The sequence below is a fragment of the Clostridioides sp. ZZV14-6387 genome, assembly GCF_020657835.1.
GTDB classification, from domain to species: Bacteria; Bacillota; Clostridia; order Peptostreptococcales; family Peptostreptococcaceae; genus Clostridioides; species Clostridioides difficile_A.
The window spans coordinates 50,018-70,918 of sequence record NZ_JAGWCW010000011.1 but is presented as its reverse complement, the minus strand read 5'-3'; the positions used below and the strand labels follow the sequence as shown (position 1 = coordinate 70,918).

General features: G+C 29.9%; 16 protein-coding genes. 14 read left to right on the top strand and 2 right to left on the bottom strand.

Features of this window, described 5'->3' with window-relative positions; translation table 11 throughout:
* Nucleotides 1-51: 51 nt before the first annotated feature.
* The 10 genes from KGF38_RS08950 (at nucleotide 52) to KGF38_RS08905 (ending at nucleotide 11,656) form a co-directional block, all read left to right on the top strand.
* Nucleotides 52-1,425: a sigma-54 interaction domain-containing protein gene (locus tag KGF38_RS08950; protein ID WP_176702555.1), complete on the top strand. Its 1,374-nt coding sequence runs from the start codon at nucleotides 52-54 to the stop codon at nucleotides 1,423-1,425.
* A gap of 229 nt (nucleotides 1,426-1,654) precedes the next feature.
* The gene (gene ord, locus KGF38_RS08945; RefSeq protein WP_074179981.1) at nucleotides 1,655-2,722 is read left to right on the top strand and encodes a 2,4-diaminopentanoate dehydrogenase; all 1,068 of its coding nucleotides are present in this window, start codon (nucleotides 1,655-1,657) and stop codon (nucleotides 2,720-2,722) included.
* A 34-nt stretch (nucleotides 2,723-2,756) separates the two neighbouring features.
* On the top strand, nucleotides 2,757-3,065 hold the full coding sequence (gene ortA / locus KGF38_RS08940) for a 2-amino-4-oxopentanoate thiolase subunit OrtA (protein ID WP_074179982.1): 309 nt from the start codon (nucleotides 2,757-2,759) through the stop codon (nucleotides 3,063-3,065).
* The gene (ortB, locus tag KGF38_RS08935; RefSeq protein WP_176702550.1) at nucleotides 3,058-4,491 is read left to right on the top strand and encodes a 2-amino-4-oxopentanoate thiolase subunit OrtB; all 1,434 of its coding nucleotides are present in this window, start codon (nucleotides 3,058-3,060) and stop codon (nucleotides 4,489-4,491) included. Before ortA ends, ortB begins: the two co-directional genes overlap by 8 nt.
* 77 nt (nucleotides 4,492-4,568) lie before the next feature.
* A complete protein-coding gene (locus KGF38_RS08930; RefSeq protein ID WP_021382945.1) occupies nucleotides 4,569-4,943 on the top strand; it encodes an ornithine aminomutase subunit alpha in 375 nt (124 codons plus the stop codon).
* Nucleotides 4,937-7,144 carry a D-ornithine 4,5-aminomutase subunit OraE gene (gene oraE / locus KGF38_RS08925; protein WP_074179983.1) on the top strand — a complete coding sequence of 736 codons (2,208 nt, stop codon included), beginning with the start codon at nucleotides 4,937-4,939 and terminating at the stop codon, nucleotides 7,142-7,144. Before KGF38_RS08930 ends, oraE begins: the two co-directional genes overlap by 7 nt.
* The gene (locus KGF38_RS08920; RefSeq protein ID WP_074179984.1) at nucleotides 7,134-8,543 is read left to right on the top strand and encodes a GlmL-related ornithine degradation protein; all 1,410 of its coding nucleotides are present in this window, start codon (nucleotides 7,134-7,136) and stop codon (nucleotides 8,541-8,543) included. Before oraE ends, KGF38_RS08920 begins: the two co-directional genes overlap by 11 nt.
* On the top strand, nucleotides 8,528-9,592 hold the full coding sequence (gene orr / locus KGF38_RS08915) for an ornithine racemase Orr (protein ID WP_054268961.1): 1,065 nt from the start codon (nucleotides 8,528-8,530) through the stop codon (nucleotides 9,590-9,592). Before KGF38_RS08920 ends, orr begins: the two co-directional genes overlap by 16 nt.
* A 29-nt stretch (nucleotides 9,593-9,621) precedes the next feature.
* Nucleotides 9,622-11,043, top strand: a complete 1,422-nt coding sequence (gene nhaC, locus KGF38_RS08910) for a Na+/H+ antiporter NhaC (RefSeq protein ID WP_054268962.1) — start codon at nucleotides 9,622-9,624, stop codon at nucleotides 11,041-11,043.
* Nucleotides 11,044-11,299: 256 nt separating this feature from the next.
* Nucleotides 11,300-11,656, top strand: coding sequence for a VOC family protein (locus KGF38_RS08905; RefSeq protein ID WP_219673834.1), 357 nt, complete (start codon nucleotides 11,300-11,302; stop codon nucleotides 11,654-11,656).
* Nucleotides 11,657-11,720: 64 nt separating this feature from the next.
* On the opposite strand, the gene KGF38_RS08900 is transcribed toward KGF38_RS08905, so the two are convergent.
* A complete protein-coding gene (locus KGF38_RS08900; protein ID WP_227832308.1) occupies nucleotides 11,721-13,043 on the bottom strand; it encodes an MATE family efflux transporter in 1,323 nt (440 codons plus the stop codon).
* A 120-nt stretch (nucleotides 13,044-13,163) separates the two neighbouring features.
* Between KGF38_RS08900 and KGF38_RS08895 the strand changes: the two genes are divergently transcribed.
* The 3 genes from KGF38_RS08895 (at nucleotide 13,164) to KGF38_RS08885 (ending at nucleotide 17,333) form a co-directional block, all read left to right on the top strand.
* On the top strand, nucleotides 13,164-14,060 hold the full coding sequence (locus KGF38_RS08895; RefSeq protein WP_054268970.1) for a LysR family transcriptional regulator: 897 nt from the start codon (nucleotides 13,164-13,166) through the stop codon (nucleotides 14,058-14,060).
* A 225-nt stretch (nucleotides 14,061-14,285) separates the two neighbouring features.
* The gene (locus KGF38_RS08890; RefSeq protein ID WP_054268971.1) at nucleotides 14,286-15,140 is read left to right on the top strand and encodes a helix-turn-helix transcriptional regulator; all 855 of its coding nucleotides are present in this window, start codon (nucleotides 14,286-14,288) and stop codon (nucleotides 15,138-15,140) included.
* A 78-nt stretch (nucleotides 15,141-15,218) separates the two neighbouring features.
* Nucleotides 15,219-17,333 (top strand): HelD family protein, encoded by a 2,115-nt coding sequence (locus KGF38_RS08885; RefSeq protein WP_074179987.1) that lies wholly within the window; start codon nucleotides 15,219-15,221, stop codon nucleotides 17,331-17,333.
* Between the two features lie 261 nt (nucleotides 17,334-17,594).
* On the opposite strand, the gene KGF38_RS08880 is transcribed toward KGF38_RS08885, so the two are convergent.
* Entirely contained in the window at nucleotides 17,595-19,838 is a 2,244-nt protein-coding gene (locus tag KGF38_RS08880; protein ID WP_074179988.1) for an ATP-binding cassette domain-containing protein, read from the bottom strand.
* Nucleotides 19,839-20,169: 331 nt separating this feature from the next.
* Here KGF38_RS08880 and KGF38_RS08875 point away from each other — a divergent pair, with 331 nt between their 5' ends.
* Nucleotides 20,170-20,886 carry a hypothetical protein gene (locus KGF38_RS08875; RefSeq protein ID WP_054268973.1) on the top strand — a complete coding sequence of 239 codons (717 nt, stop codon included), beginning with the start codon at nucleotides 20,170-20,172 and terminating at the stop codon, nucleotides 20,884-20,886.
* The last annotated feature ends 15 nt before the right edge of the window (nucleotides 20,887-20,901 follow it).

The window sequence follows — 20,901 nt, the reverse complement described above, 5'->3', positions numbered from 1 at the left end:
TATTTAAGTATTGGGGTGATATAGTTGAACCAAGAGATATTTTTTAAAATAATGAATGAAATATTAGAAAATATTGACGAAGGGGTCCATTTTGTTAACAAAGAAGGGAAAACTATAATCTACAATGATTCTGTACAAAAAATGGAAAAAATGAACAGACAAGATATTTTAACGAATTCATTTTTTGATATAGTCAGCAAAATGAAAATAAATAGAAGTACACTAGTAGAAGTTTTGGAAAAAAGGAAAATTATCAAAGACAATGTTCAAAAATATCTAGATAAAAACGGGAAAGAAATAACAGCAATCAATACTACAATACCAATTGATATTAAAGGGGAATTTGTAGGAGCACTTGAAATATCAAAAAATATGACAACTATAGAAACTTTATTAAACAGAAACTATAAAAAAAATTTAATCAACAAAGTTAATAATCAACAAAAGAGAGGTTATGACTTTGATGATATTTTAGGAGAAAGTAATCTGATTAAAGAGGCAATAACAAAATCTAAGAAAGCCTGTAAGTCTGACGCTTCAGTATTTATATATGGAGAAACTGGAACGGGTAAAGAGTTATTTAGTCAGTCCATTCATTATGGAAGTAATAGAAAAAATTATCCGTTTATAGCACAAAATTGTGCAGCTCTACCAGAGTCACTATTTGAAGGAATACTATTTGGGACTAGCAAGGGAGGATTTACAGGAGCAGTAGATAGACCAGGTTTGTTTGAACAAGCTAACAAAGGAACTTTATTATTAGATGAAATAAATTCTATGCCTATTATGTTACAAGCTAAATTACTAAGGGTTTTGCAAGAAGGCTATGTAAGAAGAATTGGTGGAACTAAGGATATACCTGTTGATGTAAGAATTATTGCAACAACAAATGAAAGTCCAAAAGTTATTTTGAAAGAGAATAAAATAAGAAAAGATTTATATTATAGACTTAACATAATTCATATAAAAATTCCTCCTCTTAGAGATAGAAAAGAAGATATATCTTTGTTATGCAAAAAATTTATTTCAAAGTATAACAAAAAATTAAATAAAAAAGTGGTAGGAATTTCAGATGAAGCTATCCAAACCTTAAAAAATTATGACTGGCAAGGTAACATAAGAGAACTAGAAAACATAATTTATTGTACTATGAGTATGATGGAGGACGAGGTACAAATAGAAACAAGTATGATTAATATAAATGACTATTACAATCTTAAAGAGAATAAAGAGAGTAACGATTATTCTTTAAATGATTTGGAGGACAAGACACTTAATAATATTATTAGCGAGATAGAAGAAAAGTATATATGTGAATCATTAGAAAAAACATCGTACAATATAACTAAAGCAGCATCAATCTTAGGTATGAATAGGCAAAACTTACAATATAAAATAAAAAAATATAATATTAAAATCTTATAAATAAAAAATAAAAAAGAAAAATAAAGGAGCAAAATTATTATAAAAGAGCAAAATTTTTTGCTCTTTTTTTTATGTTTCAAAATAGATATAATTTTTTATTTATGAAAACACATAACAAAATAATTATAGTTTCAACGTTTCAAGAAATAGTTACTTTAATTTTGAAGTTGGCATGATTTATGCTTTAACTATTTATTGAGAAGATATAAATTTTTAGGAGGGTGTATATATGAGAAAAGTAAGAGTTGGAATATGGGGATTTGGAGCTATGGGAATAGGTATGGCTAATATGATTCTAAAAAAAGAAGGTATGGAAATAGTATCTGTTTGTAGTAGAAGTACTTCAGGGAAAAGTATGTATGACATCTTAGAAATTGAAAGAGGAGAAAGACCAGAAGTTATTATCAATGGAAATTATGAAGAAGTTTTTAAAGAAAAAAGTGTAGATGTTGTTTTATTAGCAACTGATTCATTTACTAAAAAGGCATTTGATAAAATAATGTTCTTGTTAAATAGAAAAATAAATGTTATATCAACAGCAGAGCAAATGGCATATCCACAAGCTGATGATGCAGATTTAGCTAAAAAAATGGATGAAGTTGCAAAGGAGAATGGAGTAAGTATACTTGGAACAGGAATAAATCCAGGATTTGTGTTGGATTTACTAGTATTAGCACTTTCAGGAACTTGTGAGGAAGTTACTAGTATAAAAGCTAAGAGAGTAAATGATTTATCTCCTTTTGGAAAATCTGTTATGGTAGAACAAGGTGTAGGAGTAACAAGAGAAGAATTCATAAAAGGTGTAGAAAATAATACTATAGCAGGTCATGTAGGATTTGTAGAATCAATAAATATGATAGCTGATGGATTAGGATGGAAACTAGATAAGATAGAACAAACAAAAGAACCAATAATGACTACAGTAGATAGAAAATCTAAGTATGGAGAGGCATTGGCTGGAAATGTTGCTGGTTGTAGACAATGTGGATATGGATATGTAAATGGAGATATTTTGATTGAAATGGAGCATCCACAACAGATAATACCTGAAGCAGAAGGTATTAAAACAGGAGATTATGTATCAATAAAAGGTATACCAAACATTGATTTACAAATAAATCCTGAGATACCTGGAGGAGTGGGCACTTATGCGATGATAGTAAACTCTATTCCATTAATAATAAATGCTAGACCAGGTCTTAAAACTATGTTAGATATACCAGTGCCTAGAGCAATAATGGGAGATGTAAGAAATCAGATTGAAGTTGAATTAGAGGAAGAATCAAATGCCAATTAATAAAATAATAGCTGGTTAATAAGGAGATGAAAAAATGGATGCTAAAGTTAATGATTGGGTTATTATACACAACATAGTACTGACTCCAGAAGAAAGAGCTCCACAAGTTCCAGAGGATACTAAGAAAGTATCCTTAGAAATGTGGGTTAAAGGATTTATACAAAAGGATGCTTCTATATGTGATTTAGTAGAAGTTAAAACAATTACAGGTAGACTTGTAAAAGGTAATTTACTTAAAGTAAATCCATATTATACTCATGATTATGGTAAATGTATACCAGAATTACTCCAAATAGGAATACAGGCTAAAGAAATATTATTTGGAGGTGTATATAATGAATAATAATACAGCATCAATGAAAGATATGAGTTATAAAGCTGTTATGGGAAGAAATAATGAAATAATGAAAAATGCGATTGGATTGGATTACTCTTCTTTTGAACAAGAAGGAATAGGATTTGATTATGAAAAAATGATGGGTGAAACAGGATATACATTACAGGATATTGAAGTAATTCAGTCACAATATGCTGTTGGGAATACTCCCATAATAGAACTTAAAAATTTAACTAAATTAGCTAGAAAATGTGCTCCAGAGGGTAAAGGAGCTAGAATATTTGTAAAAGATGAAGCAATGAATGCATCTGGTAGCTTTAAAGCAAGAAGAGCAGCTACTGCTGTATATCATGCTAAAAAAATGGGATATAAAGGCGTAATAGCAGCTACTAGTGGGAACTATGGTGCAGCTGTAGCATCTCAAGCAGCTATGCAGGGTCTAAAATGTATAATAGTTCAAGAGTGTTATGATTCTAATGGTATAGGTCAACCTGAAATTATAGAAAAAGCTAGAAAATGTGAGGCATATGGAGCAGAAGTTATTCAATTAACTGTTGGACCAGAATTATTTTATACATTCTTAGTTTTATTAGAAGAAACAGGCTATTTTAATGCATCATTATATTCACCATTTGGAATTGCAGGTGTAGAGACTTTAGGGTATGAGTTGGCTATTCAATTTAGAGAAAAATATAAAAAAGACCCTGATGTAGTTGTTTGTACAAATGCAGGTGGAGGTAATCTCACTGGAACTGCAAGAGGATTGATAAAAGCTGGTTCTCTTAATACTAAAGTAGTAGGAGCAAGTGTTGACTTAAAAGGATTACACATGGCTAGTGATAATCAATTTAATAAAAAATCATTTACAACAGGGCATACAGGTTTTGGTATACCATTCTGTACGTGGCCTGATAGGTCAGATGTACCTAGGTCTGCAGCTAGGCCGCTTAGATATATGGATAGATATGTATTAGTAAAACAAGGAGAAGTTTTTTATACAACTGAATTATTGGCACAACTAGAAGGAATAGAAAGAGGCCCTGCAGGAAATACATCTTTAGCAGCAGCATTCTCTTTAGCTCAAGAATTGGATGAAGATAAAGTTATAGTAGTACAAGAAACAGAGTATACAGGAGCAGGTAAACATATATGTCCACAACTTACCTTTGCAAGAGAAAATGGAATAGATATAAAATTTGGAAATCCAAGAGAAGAGATTGCAGGAGTAAACTTAATATTACCAGAAAGGCCAGAATTATTAAAATGTGTTGACATTGATATGAATAAAATAAGAAAATCGTTTATAAAAAATTGTATATCCAACAATAACATTGAGAATGTTGATAATTTAAGTAATCAAGATATAGAGTATTTAATGGAAGAAGTAAAAAGTTCGAGAGATTTTGTTGTTGATACATTAAATAATTTATAATAATTACTAATTTTTAATTTAATGCGAAATAAATAGTCGGAAAATTCAATTAAAATTATACGGATGGGGGAATGTTCATGAAAAAAAGAGAGGATGATTTTGAAGTTAGAAGAAAACATCTTCAAGAACTAAGTGATGATGAGTTAAAAGAAAGGTTTTGGAGTTTAGCTACCCAAATAGTAGAGCCAATGATAGACCTTGGCAAAAAGAACACAACACCATCAATAGAAAGGTCTGTTTTGTTAAGAATGGGATTTTCTTCTCTTGAAGTAAAACCTATTTTAGAAGGTGTTATGGAAAGAGGTCTTATAGGTAAAGGGGCAGGGCATGTAGTTTATAAGTTGGCTAAATCTAAAAATATAACAGTTAGAGAAGCTGGTTTATTATTAGTTAATGGTGAATACTGGGATGAAGTTACATGTTTATTTAGAGAAGGGGTAGAATCATGTTAAAGGAAAATAAAAAACTAGATATAGACTATATATTAAAAGATTTGGATAAATATAAACCAAAGAGAAGAGGTTGGGTTTGGAGAGAACATCTAGAAAATCTTGAAATGGGACCTTTTGAATATAAAGACTGTACAAAACCTTTAAAGAAGAGTGTAGGGTTACCATCATCTAAATATTTCAATAATATTGACCCTCAACCAAGCCCCATTATTACTACTGAAATAGCTTCTGGTAGATTTGAAGATGATATAAGAAGAATGAGGATGGCAGCTCATCATGGTGCTGACCATTTAATGGTTATTAGAACCGCTGGGCAATCCCATTTTGACGGACTTATAGAAGGTACTCCTCAAGGTATAGGTGGAGTTCCAATAACAAGAAAACAAGTAAGAGCTCAAAGAAAAGCTCTTGATTTTATAGAAGAAGAAGTTGGCAGACCTATTAATTACCATTCATATGTAAGTGGTGTTGCTGGTCCTGAAGTAGCAGTAATGTTTGCTGAAGAAGGAGTCAATGGAGCACACCAAGACCCACAATACAATGTTCTATATAGAAATATAAATATGATAAGGTCTTTTGTAGATGCTTGTGAAGCTAAAAAAATAATGGCTTTTGCGAATATAGCTCAAATAGATGGAGCACATAATGCTAATGCTACTGCTAGAGAAGCGTGGAAGGTAATGCCTGAACTTATGGTTCAACATGCTTTAAACTCTATATTCTCTGAGAAAATAGGGATAGATAAAAGTAATATATGTTTATCAACAGTGCCACCAACAGCTCCTCCAGCACCATGCTTAAGAATAGACTTACCTTATGCTGTTGCACTTAGAGAATTATTTAGTGATTATAAGATGAGAGCCCAAATGAATACTAAATATATGGAATCATCAACTAGAGAAGCAACAGTTACTCATGTATTAAATTTATTAACATCAGTACTAACTAGAGCTGACATACAATCAACTATAACGCCTGATGAAGGTAGAAATGTACCTTGGCATATATACAACATAGAAGCATGTGATACAGCAAAACAAGCTTTAGTTGGTATGGATGGCCTTATGGATATGATAGAACTTAAAGATGTTGGTGAATTAAGATATAAAGCAAGAGAGCTTAAAGAAAGAGCTGTACTATATATGGAAGAAATATTTGAAGTTGGTGGATATTTTGAGTCTGTAGAGCAAGGATTTTTCGTTGATTCTGGAAATTATCCAGAAAGAAATGGTGATGGTATATCTAGAAAAATAAAAGGCGGAGTTGGAGAAGGTACTGTTTATGAAAGAGAAGAAGATTATCTAGCACCTGTAACTGCTCACTTTGGATACAACAATGTAGCTCAGTATGATGAAAATGCTATAGATAATCCATCAATATTAATAGACGGATGCACATTTGAAAATCCAGATAAAATCATATATATTGATGAGCTTGATGATTTTGACAATGTGGAAAACAGACTAAAAGAATCAGAAGAATACAGAAATGGAGATAAAATCAAGCCTGAAATGGAATGGTGTGCAGATGGAATTGTAATGATAACTATGATGTTACCTACTGATAAAAGAACAGCCGAGTTTGCAGCTTTGGAATTTGTAAAGAAAATGAACTTGCAAGAAGTTGAAGTTATAAGTAGAGAAGTGATGCATGAATCTGAAGGTACTAGAATAGAAGTGAAAGGAAGAGTTCCATTCGATATAGATTTAAACAATTTAGTAATACCAGAAGAGCCTAAAGTACTGACTGATGAAGAAATAAGAGCTGATATAGAAGAAAGACCTATGAAAATAGTTTCAGCTACAGTTGGAGAAGATGAACACTCAGTTGGTTTAAGGGAAATAATAGATATAAAACATGGTGGTATTGAAAAGTATGGTATAGAATGTCATTATCTAGGAACTTCTGTGCCTGTAGAAAAATTGGTAGATGCAGCAATTGAACTAAATGCAGATGCAATACTTGCATCTACAATAATAAGTCATGATGATATTCACTATAAAAACATGAAGAAATTACATGATTATTGTGTAGAAAAAGGTATAAGAGATAAAGTAATGATAGCATGTGGAGGAACACAAGTGACACCTGAAATAGCCGTTGAACAAGGAATAGATGCTGGATTTGGAAGAAACAGTAAAGGTATTCATGTAGCCACTTTCTTAGTTGAAAAAAGAAAAGAAATGAATAATGGAAAATAAAAAAATTTCTTTGAAAATAGATGTGTTGGTAGCTGAAATTGGAAGTACTACCACTGTAGTAAATGCTTTCCATAATATTGATACTGAGAATCCTGTATTTTTAGGTCAAGGTCAAGCTCCAACAACAGTGTTTGAAGGTGGAGATGTAAGAAATGGCTTGTCAGGTGCTATTAAGGATTTAGCTAATAAATTATCTGTAGAGGATATAAAGTATAATGATATGTTTGCAACTTCTAGTGCAGCTGGTGGGTTAAAAATGACTGTACATGGTTTAGTATATGATATGACAGTAAAAGCAGCTAAAGAAGCTGCTCTAGGAGCTGGAGCTGTTATTCGTCAAGTAACATCAGGTAGAATTAAAAGAACTGATTTAAATAAAATAAAAGAAATAAATCCAAACATAATTTTAATAGCTGGTGGAGTTGATTATGGAGAAAGAGATACAGCTATTTATAATGCAGAAATGATAGCTTCTATGAATTTAGATATACCAGTTATATATGCTGGAAATATTGAAAATCAAGATGAAGTAAAATTAATATTCGAAGATACAAACTATAAGCTATATATAACAGAAAATGTATATCCTAAAATAGATTTATTGAATATAGAGCCTACAAGAAAAATTATTCAAGGTGTATTTGAAGACCACATAACTACAGCACCAGGAATGAAGTATATTAAAAAAATGGTTAATGAAAATATTACTCCAACACCAGGCGCTGTAATGGAAGCATCTAAACTATTATATAAAAATATTGGAGATTTATTAACTTTAGATGTAGGTGGAGCAACTACTGATGTACACTCTGTTACAGATGGAAGTGACTATATCAATAAAATCTTAGTTAATCCTGAACCTGTAGCGAAGAGAAGTGTTGAGGGGGATTTAGGTGTATATGTAAATATGAAAAATATAGTAGAAGTTATAGGTAAAGAAAACTTGCAAAATGAATTATCTATAGACATTGATTCAATAATAGATAATTATCCACCAATACCAAAATCAAAAGAAGAAATCCTATTTGTTGAGAGACTTACAACAGAAGCTGTTATCAAAGCTATGTTAAGACACTCTGGAAAAATAAGAAATATTTATGGAACAACTGGAAAAGTCAAAATTGCAGAAGGAAAAGATTTAACAGAAGTAAGATATATAGTTGGTACAGGGGGAGCACTTACTAGGCTCCCTAGTAGAATTAAAATATTAAACAGTATGCTTAAATACAATAAAAATAAAGAATTACTATTTCCAAAAGAGAAAACAAAGATATTGATAGATAATGACTATATTATGGCATCTATGGGTGTTTTGTCTAAAAAATATGAAGAAGCATCTCTTAAGCTCCTACTAAAAAGTTTAAACTTCAAGGAGGAAAGATTATGTACCCTAGATTAGAAATAGATGTAGAAAAGTTAAAACATAATGTCAAAATAATTTCACAGAAGTGTCATGAAAAAAATATTAAGGTATCTTTTGTAACTAAATCATTTTGTGCACAAAAAGAGGTAGTAGAATCAGTATGTTGTGAAGGAATAGACCATATAGCAGATTCAAGGATACAGAACTTAAAAAAATTACAAAATATAAATTTGCCTAAAATGCTGATTAGAATACCCATGATAAGTGAACTAGAAGAAGTTATCAATTATTGTGATATTAGCCTTAACTCAGAACTGGAAACCATAAAGAAATTAAATGAATTGTGTAAAAGTAAAAATATTATTCACAAGATAGTTCTTATGTTTGACCTAGGGGATTTACGAGAAGGATACTTTTATGAAGAAGATTTTTTTAATAGTGTAAGAGAGATAGTAAGATTAAAAAATATTAAAATAATTGGTATAGCTACAAACTTAACTTGTTATGGAGCTGTTATACCATCTAGAGAAAATACAGGCAGATTAGTAAGTATAGCACGAAAGATGGAAGAAGAATTTGGTATAAATGTAGAAATAGTATCTGGAGGAAATTCAAGTTCTATGCATCTAATTATAAGTAATACTATGCCAGAGGGTATTACTAATTTAAGAATAGGAGAATCTATTATACTTGGTAGAGAAACAGCATACGGTAAAAATATACATGGAGCATATCAAGATGTATTTAAATTGGTATGCCAAATAATTGAATGTAAGGAAAAACCATCAGTTCCCATTGGAGAAATAGGGGTTGATGCTTTTAGAAAAAAACCTGTTTATGAAGATAAAGGAATCTTAAAAAGGGCAATTATAGCTATAGGTAAACAGGATATAAATATTGACTCTTTAATTCCAATAGACACTTATATAAAAATATTAGGAGCAAGTTCAGACCACATGATATTAGATGTAAGTAACACAAAACATGATTATAAAGTAGGTGATAATGTGGAATTCTTATTAACTTATGGAGGTATCATGTCATCTAGTACAAGTGAATACGTTTCAAAAAAAATTATAGTGTAGTGTTCAAATAATTAGGAGGAAATTACTTTATGAAAGAGCGAGAATGTAGAAAAGCAAGTCTGTTTGATGCAATGATACCAATTACTTGTTTGATATTATTTTTAAGCCTAGGAGTATTAGTATATGGTTCATCACCTCATGTGCCACTAATAGGAGCTGCAGCAGTAGCAGGACTTGTAGCTGTATATAGGCTTGGATTTAAATGGAAAGACTTAGAGTTAAGTATGTTTAATAGTATAAAGATGGCAATGCAAGCAATCTTGATTATAATTATAATAGGCGTACTTATAGGAACTTGGATAGTAAGTGGAGTAGTTCCATGTATGATTTATTGGGGACTAAAAATTTTATCACCAAATATTTTTTTAGTGGCATCAACATTAGTCTGTGCAATCGTATCTCTTGCAACTGGTTCATCTTGGAGTACAATGGGGACAGTGGGTGTAGCACTTTTAGGAATTGGTCAAAGTTTAGGGATGCCAGTTGGATTAATAGTGGGTTCTATAATATCTGGAGCTTACTTTGGAGATAAACTATCACCTTTATCTGAAACGACTAACTTAGCTCCAGCAATGGCAGGAACAGACTTGTTTACACATATAAAATATATGCTATATTCAACTATACCATCATTATTAATTTGTTTAGTAATTTATGGTGTAATTGGAATGAAGTATTCAGGTCAAGCATTAGATATAAAACAGATAGAGCTAATTAGGTCTACATTAGATTCTACATTTAATACTTTATCACCAGTATTATTATTAGCTCCAGTAATAGTAATTGGATTGGTTGTATTTAAAGTCCCTGCTATACCAGGACTTATAGTAGGTGCTGTATTAGGAGTACTGTTTGCAGTAGTTTTCCAAGGAGAATCTATGAAGACAATATTAGATGCGGCACAAAATGGATATATTTCATCAACACAAATAGAAGAAGTAGATGCTTTATTGTCTAAAGGTGGGATTATGAATATGATGTCTACAGTATCTTTAACAATATGTGCTCTATCTCTTGGGGGTATTCTAGAAAAAACAGGTATGCTTGAAGTGGTAGCATCTTCTTTACTAAGATTAGCGAAGGGTGTATTTGGAACAGTATTATGTACAATGGTAACTTGTACAGTTACTAACATAATAGCAGGAGAACAATACTTATCTATAGTTATACCAGGAAGAATGTATAATAAGGAATATAAAAAAAGAGGTATACATCCTAAAATGTTATCAAGGGCTTTAGAAGATAGTGGGACTTTAACTTCTCCATTAGTGCCATGGAATACATGTGGAGCATATATAACAGCTACATTAGGTGTATCAGCATTAACATATGGTCCATATGCATTATTAAATATTATAAATCCATTGGTATCTCTAGTTTTAATTGCATGTAAGTTTAAAATAGCAAAAATAGAAGATGAACCTGAAACTTGTTTAAATTTTGATGTATGACGTTAATAAGTTTAACTTGGCAGTTTTTATATTAACTTATTCTTTTAATATTAAAATTATTTGTATAAATTTTTCATAAAAAGGAGATTTATTTTCAGACTTGCCTTAAAATTAGGCAAGTCTTTTAAACATATATTAGTTAGAAGAGTATTGTGTACTTGATATGGTAAAGAGATAATAATTAACTCGTTGTTATACAATTTATAGAGTGATATAATTTAGGATAAATAAGAGAAGTAGATACAGGGGGAAACACATGGAAATATATGATATATTAACACGTTTTTATATTCAAGATATAGAGAAAGCAATATCTTTTTATGAGAATGTTTTAAAAGAAAAATGTTCTCTACGTTTTTCTTATAAAGAAGTTGGATTGGAACTAGCACAGGTAGGAAATGTCTTACTATTATCTGGTTCTGATGATGCTCTCAAACCATTTATAGAAACAAAATCTACTTTTATGGTTGACTCTGTTGATGAATGGAGAAGTTATCTATTAAAGAATGGAGCAGTTGTGGTAAGAGATAAGAAAAAAGTTCCTACAGGATATAATATGACAGTAAAACATCCAGATGGCACAATTGTAGAGTATGTTCAACATACAAAATAAGATTAGTTAAAAATAGAATAGAAGATTATTACATAAAGGTGAACTTTGTATAGTGTTCACCTTTTTATTCTTTTGACATATAGAAAACAATGTGTTGAAATAATACAACAGAAACCCAACCTATTCCAGTAGCAAATGCTACAGACTTTAGACCAAATCTTTGAATAAGCAAATAAGAAAGAATTACACGAATTGATATATGTAAGATAGTTCCAATTACAGGGATGTTTACTTTACCACTTCCTCGGTACCAGCCAACAAAGGCGCTTCCTATAAAACATAAGACATAAAAAATAGAAATAGTTTTCATATATTCTACACCATTTATCATAATGTCATTATTTGTATTGCTCATCATAAGTCCAATAGTAGTTTCTGAAAAAAAGTACATTATTAAAGATAATCCAATTCCTAGACACACCAGAATAATCAATCCTGTATAAAATCCTTGCTTTGCTCTTTTTCTGTCCTTATTTCCAGTATTTTGTGCAACAAATATAGATATGGCCTCAGCTCCACTATCTCCAAAAGAATTAGCAAACCCTTCAATTCTTGTTGTAGCAGTATATGATGTAATCATATCTGTTCCCATTATATTTACAGCACCTTGTACTAGTAGTTTTCCAATATACAGACTAGATTGGTGGAGAGCAGAGATTAGACTATAAGAGATAGTTAATTTTAATAATTTCCATTCAAATTTCATATCCTCTCTTTTAAATAAAAGAAATGAGATATTTTTTCTTATATAAACGAAACAAAGAAGTGATGCGAGTGTCTGTGATAATACGGTTGCAAAGGCTGCTCCTTGAATTCCAAAATTACATACTGCAACAAAAACTAAATCTAAAACAGTATTCATTATCATTGAAAACATTAAGATAATAAGGGCCGATTTGGTATTACCAACAGCTCTCAAAGTTGCTGATAACAGATTATAAAAATATGTTGCAATGAGTCCACAAAAAATAATATTTAAGTAAGATTTTGCTATACTTGCAACCTCATGTGGAGTATTAATTATGTTTAATAGTGGAGATAGTATAAATATTGAGCATATACTTAATATAAAAGTCAATGTAGCTCCAAAAATAGTTGCTAAAAAAGATTCTCTTCTAAATGAAGACAAGTCATTGGCACCATAAAAATGTGCAAAGATAATTGAAATACCTGTGCAACTACCACTTAATATAAATATAAAAAGATTCATAATAGTACCTGCTACACCTACAGCAGCAAAGGCAGTTTGGCTTACAAATCTACCAACTATAATAGCATCAATAGTATTGTAAAGTTGTTGAAGTATATTTCCTAAAAGCAATGGTAACATAAGTATAAACAATTCTCTTTTTATATTTCCCTCTGTTAAATTAGTTGTATATTTCATAATAGCACCTCGTTAAATTTTAAGATATAATTAGTTTACAGTCATATCAAATAATTGTAAAATGCCGTTTTTAGCCATATAATATAAATAAATATTTATATTATGAATTGAGGTAAGGTTATGACAGAACTTGAAATACAAGCATTTTTGACTGTTATAAAGTTAGGTAGTATTTCTGCTGCTGCTGAAAGTTTGTATGTTACTCAGCCAGCATTAAGTAGAAGAATAAATGCATTAGAAACAGAACTAGGATACAAGTTAATTAGAAGAAAAAAAGGTATACGAATATCAGAATTGACAGAAGAGGGAAAAGCATTTGTACCAATTGCAGAAAAATATAAAATTCTTTTACAAGAAGCCAAGTCTATAACTAAAATGGATAGAAGTAAAATTCTAAACATATCCTCTATAGGGAGTGTAAGTTCATATATACTTCCAGATGTATTTTCATGCTTTATGAACACATATCCAGAATATAATATAAACTTTTACAATTATCATTCTTATGAAGCATATGATTACATTTCAAAGGGAGAAGTAGATATAGCACTTATTTCTGATGATATGTTTTTTAATAATATAGAAACAATACCAATATTTAAAGAAGCTATGTTACTAGTAACAAGTTATGGTTCAAAATATAAAAGTGAGTTACATCCTTCTATCTTAGATGTTGCTGATGAGATAAGGCTTCCGTGGAATCCTGAATATGATTTATGGCACAATTTTTGGTTTCGTTCAACTCTTCAACCTAAAGTATTTCTAGACCAGATGTCACTTTTGGAGTACTTTATGAGGCAAGAAAATGTGTGGGCTATTGTGCCAGTGTCAGTAGCATACCATCTTAAAGAAATATCAAATATCGAAATACATTATATAAAAGATGCACCTCCAGATAGATTTATTTATTACTTAATTAAGGAATCTAGTAAGAAAGAAATAATAAATAATTTTTTAGATTTACTAAATGAAAAATTATTGAAAATTAAAGGGTTAGAGTCTTTAATTAAAAAGTAAAAGTTATATTAAACTATTGAACTAAGAATTTATTATGAGGTTAAGATATTATTTTGGAAACAATTATTATTAGGATTGGAAAACATATAAGGAAATTATTAAGTATACTATAGTAAATATAAAGTATATATAAAAATAAATTTGTTTACAAAAGAGCAAGATTCATTAAATATGACTAAGTGATGATTGATATAATGTTGCATGGATAAAAGGAGGAGAGCTGCAATGTCTTATAAAGTAATTAATGTCATAACAGCTATTGACTATATAGAGGAGCATTTATCAGATAAGCTGGATTTAGATATAGTTGCTAATGCTGTTCATTATTCAAAATATCACTTACATAGAACTTTCACATCTTCTGTTGGCTTGACAATGCATGATTATATAAAGCGAAGAAAATTAACAGAAGCAGCAAAACTATTGGTATTTTCAAAGAAACCAATAATTGAAATTGCATTGATAGCTGGATATGAAAGTCAACAGGCATTCACTTCTATATTTAAAGCTATGTACAAAAAATCTCCAAATAAATATCGAAAAGAACAAGAATTTTATCCTTTGCAGCTAAGATTTGTTTTGAAAAAAGACGATTTATTTTCAAAAAACGTGTTAGAGTTGGAAAAAGAAATTAAACTTGCAAATATGTCTGATATACCATTGTGGATGAATTTAGTGCGATTAGTCATAGATGGATTTCCAAATTTGCAAGAGGAAGAATATATTTCTCAATTGGAACAGTATATTTTAGAAGAAAGAGCCTTGATATTAAAGCTTAATAATATTGCTATTGCAAATATGATATTTAATAGAGAAACTAGAAGTATTGATTTTTTTGGTATACATCCACAATATCGTAATTCAGATATTGCACAAGTGTTTTTGAAGAAAGTTATTGAAGATTTCTTAATAGATACAGATATCTCAATTACTACCTTTCGAGAGGGTGACAAAGCCGATACAGGGCATAGAGATATGATAAAGAAGTTGGGATTTGCAGAAGCAGAGTTGCTTGTGGAATTTGGATATCCTACTCAAAAATTTGTCATGACTTCTGTAGATAAAAAGAACAATAAATAGCAATAATGATTAAAAACTCCAAAATATAATTAAGTATAATGATTCAATATAAGTACTTAATTAACAAGGAGGATTTAAATGTCTAAAAATAAACAGGTAGTAAATTTTGATTCTATTGTATCTGATTGTGAACATAACATATATGAACATGATACAGAGCTATTAACTTCTTTTCCAGATGAGATTGTACATCTAATAGATATAAACAATAAGATAGAAGATGCTTTTAATAAAGCTGAAAATCTTGTTGGAAAACTTGAGAGAGATTATATGGAAGCCAAAATCTATATGGTAAAAAATCGGGGCGAAATAGACCCACATGAAATGTTTCAAAATGAACAATCACTAAAACAAATAGATAACTATGGAGCTTTTATGGTGAAAGTTCGAGATAAGATTGATAAAACTAAAGATTCTCCATACTTTGCTAGAATAGATTTTAGATTGAAAGATGTGGATGATGAATATAAGTACTACATAGGTAGATTTGCATTTGATTATGAAGATGAACTGTTAATACTTGATTGGCGTTCTCCAATTGCTAGTATGTTTTATGATTATGAAATAGGAGTAGCAGGATATGATGCGCCAATAGGATGGGTAGATGGAGAAATAACAAGAAAGCGACAATTTAAAATCAAAAATGGGAAATTGGAATACGCATTAGAAAGTTCTATCAATATACAAGATGATATTCTTCAAAAAGAACTTAGTCATACTTCAGACGAAAAAATGAAGTCAATTATTTCAACAATACAAAAAGAACAAAATCAAATTATCAGAAATGATAAAGCTGATACATTGATTATTCAAGGGGTAGCTGGTTCTGGTAAAACATCTATAGCATTACATAGAATTGCTTTTCTTCTTTATAGATTTAAAGATAAAATATCAGCAAATAATGTAATTATCCTATCACCTAATAAAGTTTTTGGAGACTATATTTCCAATGTTCTACCAGAACTTGGAGAAGAACCATTATGTGAATTAAGCTTTGAAAATATAGCAGAAGTACAATTAGAGAGAATAATTAACTTTGAAAGTGAGAGAAACCCATTAGAAACAAATGATGCTAAATGGAGTGAAAGAGTGCGTTTTAAATCTACACTTGATTTTGTAAAACTTATGGATAGTTATATAAAACAAATGCCTAATAAGATTTTTATTCCAGAAGATTATATTTTTGGAGACTTCATAGCTAAAAGTGATTGGATACAGAGTAGATTTGATGCATATAATAAATATCCAGTTAAGAGAAGACTTGAAAAGGTAGCTGAAGATATTCGTTATAGATTCGAAACAGATAATATTATGGAAGAAGATTTACCAAGAGTAAAAAGCATACTTAAGAACTTAAATGGAATGTTGAAAATAAAAAATACCCTTTTGTTGTATAAGGATTTCTTTAAGCAAATGAATATATCAAACATGTTTGTGATGCCAGAAAAGAAAACACTTGAATGGTCAGATGTATATCCATTTATATATATCCATGCTGCATATGAAGGATTACAAGAAGATAAGGTTATAAGACATATTGTTATTGACGAAATGCAGGATTATACACCTATTCAATATGCTGTAATAAACTTGCTTTTTAAGTGTAAAAAGACTATTCTTGGAGATTTTGGACAATTAGTTAATCCCAATCATACTCACACACTAGATGATATGAAACAACTATATGATGATGGGGAACTAGTTATGTTGAACAAGAGTTACCGTTCTACTTTTGAGATTATTAATTTCACAAAAAAGATTCAAGACATATCTTCATTAGAGCCTATTGAGCGACATGGCGAAGAACCAGCTTTATTAAAATGTAATAACGAACAAGATGAGATAAATAAGATAAAAATAGAAATTGAAGAATTTAAAAAGAGTGATAATGCTACTCTTGGTATTATATTAAAGACAGATAATGACGCTAAAGCTATATATGATGTGTTAAGAGAAGAATATAGTGTTCACTTAATATCTTCTGAAAGTTCTAGCTTTACAAAAGGAGTCTCCATAACTTCTATTAAAATGTCAAAAGGTCTAGAGTTTGATGAAGTTATTGTACCTTCAGTAAATAATAAAACATATTATAGTGATTATGACCGCAGTTTGTTGTATATTGCTTGTACACGAGCTATGCACAAACTTAAGTTAACATATGTTGGTACATTAACTCAACTTATAAGCATGTAGATTATATTTTATATGCATTTATTATCATAAATGAGAATTGAGACAAAGATTCATCAATAAATCAATAAAAAATAATACTTATAAACAAATAAAAAATAAAAGCTATAAATTACATTTGAAATTTAATAAAATTTTATGATTTATAGCTTTTATAATGTTAATTTCTTTTAAAGTAAAGTTAAACTTTAAATTTATGAACTAAAACAAAGTAGTAATATATATGTAATAGTTCTTAATCTCTTAATAGTAGTATTATATTATCTATACCTTTATTGATTTTCTAAGGAAATCTGATGTTATAGTGCAACCTCTTTCAAACATTTCTAGTGGTGTACCTTCAAATACGACCTGACCACCATTTTTGCCACCGTCAGGACCAATATCAATCACCCAATCAGCTTGTTTCAATACATCCAAATTATGTTCAATTATAATTATAGTATTACCTTTATCGACTATATGCTCAAAAATCAACATAAGTTTTTCAATATCAGAACCATGAAGCCCTGTAGTCGGCTCATCTAAAATATAGATAGTACCTTTTTTGTTGAGGTTTTTAGCTAACTTAATTCGTTGACGTTCTCCTCCAGATAGTGTGCTAAGCGGTTGACCTAAGGTCATATAAGATAAGCCAACATCTTTCATGGTTTGTAAGATTTTACAAAGCTTCTTTTCTGTAAAAAATTCAAGAGCTTCATCGACTGTCATGGATAGTACATCAACTATATGTTTGCCTTTATATAATTTTGCCAAGACTTCTTTACTATATCTAGTACCTTTGCAAGCTTCACATGTATTAATAATAGGGTCCATGAATACAAGTTCTGTAACAAGTACTCCTTTACCATCGCAAACAGGACAAGCCCCCTTTGAATTAAAGCTGAATAAACCTTCTTCAACATTATTTTCTTTAGCAAATACTTTTCTTATCTCATCAAAGAAACCAAGAAATGTAGCAGGCATAGAACGGCTTGTAGCTGTAATACGGCTTTGGTCGATTTTAATAACATCTTTTTCGTACTTTTGTGCAAAAACATGAGAGATTAAAGTACTCTTGCCAGAACCTGCTACTCCAGTAACAACAGTCATAATTCCCACTGGTAAATCTACATCAACATGTTTTAGATTATTTATACAAGCATCTCTAATTGGAAGGGTACCTTTTGGCTGACGAGAATTAGTTTTTATAGGTAATGATAGATTCATTGCATTTGAAGTAAGAGTATTTGCTAAAAGTAATTTGTCATAAGAACCTTGGAATACAACATGTCCACCATGCATACCGGCACTCGGTCCAATATCTATAACTTCATCTGCTATGGAGATAACGTCTTTATCATGCTCTACCACAAGGACAGTGTTTCCTCTATCTCTAAGTTTTTTTAATAACTGATTCATACGATGTACATCTCGTGAGTGCATACCAGTACTAGGTTCATCGAAAATATAAGTCATACCTGTGAGGCTACTTCCCATATAGCGTACAAGTTTTAATCTTTGAGCTTCTCCTCCAGATAGAGATGATGATTCTCTATTTAGATGTAGGTAAGGAAGTCCAATATCAATCATTCTTTTTAAACCATCAGCAAGAGTCTTTATTACAGTTTCAACCCTTTTATCTTTTATTTGTAACAATAAATCATAAAGGTCAGTAAGTTCCATATCACACATATCTGCAATCGAATATCCTAAGATAGTGCAGTTAAGAGTTTCTTTATTTAATCTTTTTCCGTGGCAGATAGGACATTCTTTATCTGTTATAAGTCTTTCTGATTTCTCTTTTGTGTGTTTACTCATATTGCTAATATCTCGATTCAGATATGTTTGAATATACTTGTTAAAAATACCTTCTATTTTTGGATTTTCCTGTTTGCCATCTTTATTTTTTGAGCCATAAAGCAATAAATTATATTCTTCTAAAGAATAATCCTTTATAGGTTTATCTAAGTCAAAAAGTCCAGACTCTGCATACTGCTTCCAGTACCATGAATTAGGTTTAAATAAAGAGTCATTTATACATCCTGTATTCCATGAATTTTCAGGATTTATAATAGATTCAATATTGATTACTTTAACTCTACCAATCCCAGCACAATTTTTACACATACCATTTGGGTCATTAAAAGAAAAATGTGAAGTTGTTCCTATGTAAGGTTCTCCAATTCTAGAAAATAATAATCTTAGTGATGAATACAAATCACTTATAGTACCAACTGTGGAACGTGCATTACCACCAAGAGGAGTTTGGTCTACGATTACAGAAGCAGTTAAATTATCAATCAGCTCTACCTGAGGTTTTCTATACTTAGGTAGTCTATTTCTGATAAATGAAGAATATGTTTCATTCATCTGTCTTTGTGATTCTGCTGCGATTGTATCAAATACGATACTGGATTTTCCAGAGCCAGAAACACCAGTAAAAACAACAATTTTATTTTTAGGAATTTTAAATGATATATTTTTTAGGTTATTTTGTGTAAGTCCTTTTATTATAATATTTGACATGAATGTTAAATCCTTTCTGAGTACATTTTAGTAAAGCAATTATATTATGTAACCATATTATAATAAAATTAAAAGCTACTTTCTTGATATATTCTGCTATGTTATAGGACGTATTTCTAAGTTTAATCAGTCTCACACAATCTGAATAAATGCTAGTTGATAATAGATAAAAAAGTACATAATAGATACTCGTAATTTGATAAATATAAAGATAATTATACAATTAAAACGACTTGACATTTAAAACTTACTATTGTAATATTTAAATATTACAATAGTAAGTTTTAAATAAAGAACAAATAATTACCTCACTAACTGAAAGGAGGACATAATGATACTAATAGTTATATTAAGTATCTTCATCATAGCTTCAATCAATATAATTATATTAGGTAAAGAAAATATAAGAGACATAGTTATACCTTTAATTCTATTTATTGTAAGTGATTTTTTATTTTTGTGTGGAAATATCATATATAGGGGAGGAGTAATTCTACTATTTATAGGCTTATTTGCAATACCATTGATGTTAATTGCATTTATATGGATTTTAGTACATATGATTAAGCTTTACTATAAAAAAGATTTAAATAAAAGAAAAATGATTGGATGTATATTTGGTATCTTTATAAGTATAGGCACTATATTTATTCCTAGTCCAAGTGAAAGTTTTAGATTTAAACTTTACGAAGAAGATTATAGTGTAGTAGCTAAAGCTATTTTGAAAGTTTATGACGAAAAAAAGTTAAGCTCTGAATGTACCTTTTATATTAAATCTGATAAAAACGAATTGGAGAAGATATTTTCTAAAGAAGTAATAAAAAAAATGAAAAAATTAAACAGAAATTTAGATGTAGTTAAAATTTCTGGAGATAGAAATTTAGTCTATTTTTTATTTGGAGCTGAATTACAGTCTATTGATGGTATTGTAATTTTTAAAGACCTAAAAGATGTTAAACCAAAGTTAGATTTTATAAACAGAAGTATCCAAGCTCCTAGATTGGAGTATATTACAAATAATGTCTATTATTTTAAAGGTGGATTATAAGCTTATGTAGAGGAG

Excerpts from the sequence above, each read along its gene's own strand:
- orr (WP_054268961.1), top strand. The coding sequence starts at position 8,528 with ATGTACCCTAGATTAGAAATAGATGTAGAAAAGTTAAAACATAATGTC.
- KGF38_RS08885 (WP_074179987.1), top strand. The coding sequence starts at position 15,219 with ATGTCTAAAAATAAACAGGTAGTAAATTTTGATTCTATTGTATCTGAT.
- KGF38_RS08880 (WP_074179988.1), bottom strand. The coding sequence starts at position 19,838 with ATGTCAAATATTATAATAAAAGGACTTACACAAAATAACCTAAAAAAT.
- KGF38_RS08875 (WP_054268973.1), top strand. The coding sequence starts at position 20,170 with ATGATACTAATAGTTATATTAAGTATCTTCATCATAGCTTCAATCAAT.
- KGF38_RS08920 (WP_074179984.1), top strand. The coding sequence starts at position 7,134 with ATGGAAAATAAAAAAATTTCTTTGAAAATAGATGTGTTGGTAGCTGAA.
- KGF38_RS08950 (WP_176702555.1), top strand. The coding sequence starts at position 52 with ATGAATGAAATATTAGAAAATATTGACGAAGGGGTCCATTTTGTTAAC.
- oraE (WP_074179983.1), top strand. The coding sequence starts at position 4,937 with ATGTTAAAGGAAAATAAAAAACTAGATATAGACTATATATTAAAAGAT.
- KGF38_RS08900 (WP_227832308.1), bottom strand. The coding sequence starts at position 13,043 with ATGAAATATACAACTAATTTAACAGAGGGAAATATAAAAAGAGAATTG.
- nhaC (WP_054268962.1), top strand. The coding sequence starts at position 9,622 with ATGAAAGAGCGAGAATGTAGAAAAGCAAGTCTGTTTGATGCAATGATA.
- ord (WP_074179981.1), top strand. The coding sequence starts at position 1,655 with ATGAGAAAAGTAAGAGTTGGAATATGGGGATTTGGAGCTATGGGAATA.
- KGF38_RS08905 (WP_219673834.1), top strand. The coding sequence starts at position 11,300 with ATGGAAATATATGATATATTAACACGTTTTTATATTCAAGATATAGAG.
- ortA (WP_074179982.1), top strand. The coding sequence starts at position 2,757 with ATGGATGCTAAAGTTAATGATTGGGTTATTATACACAACATAGTACTG.
- KGF38_RS08890 (WP_054268971.1), top strand. The coding sequence starts at position 14,286 with ATGTCTTATAAAGTAATTAATGTCATAACAGCTATTGACTATATAGAG.
- KGF38_RS08895 (WP_054268970.1), top strand. The coding sequence starts at position 13,164 with ATGACAGAACTTGAAATACAAGCATTTTTGACTGTTATAAAGTTAGGT.
- ortB (WP_176702550.1), top strand. The coding sequence starts at position 3,058 with ATGAATAATAATACAGCATCAATGAAAGATATGAGTTATAAAGCTGTT.
- KGF38_RS08930 (WP_021382945.1), top strand. The coding sequence starts at position 4,569 with ATGAAAAAAAGAGAGGATGATTTTGAAGTTAGAAGAAAACATCTTCAA.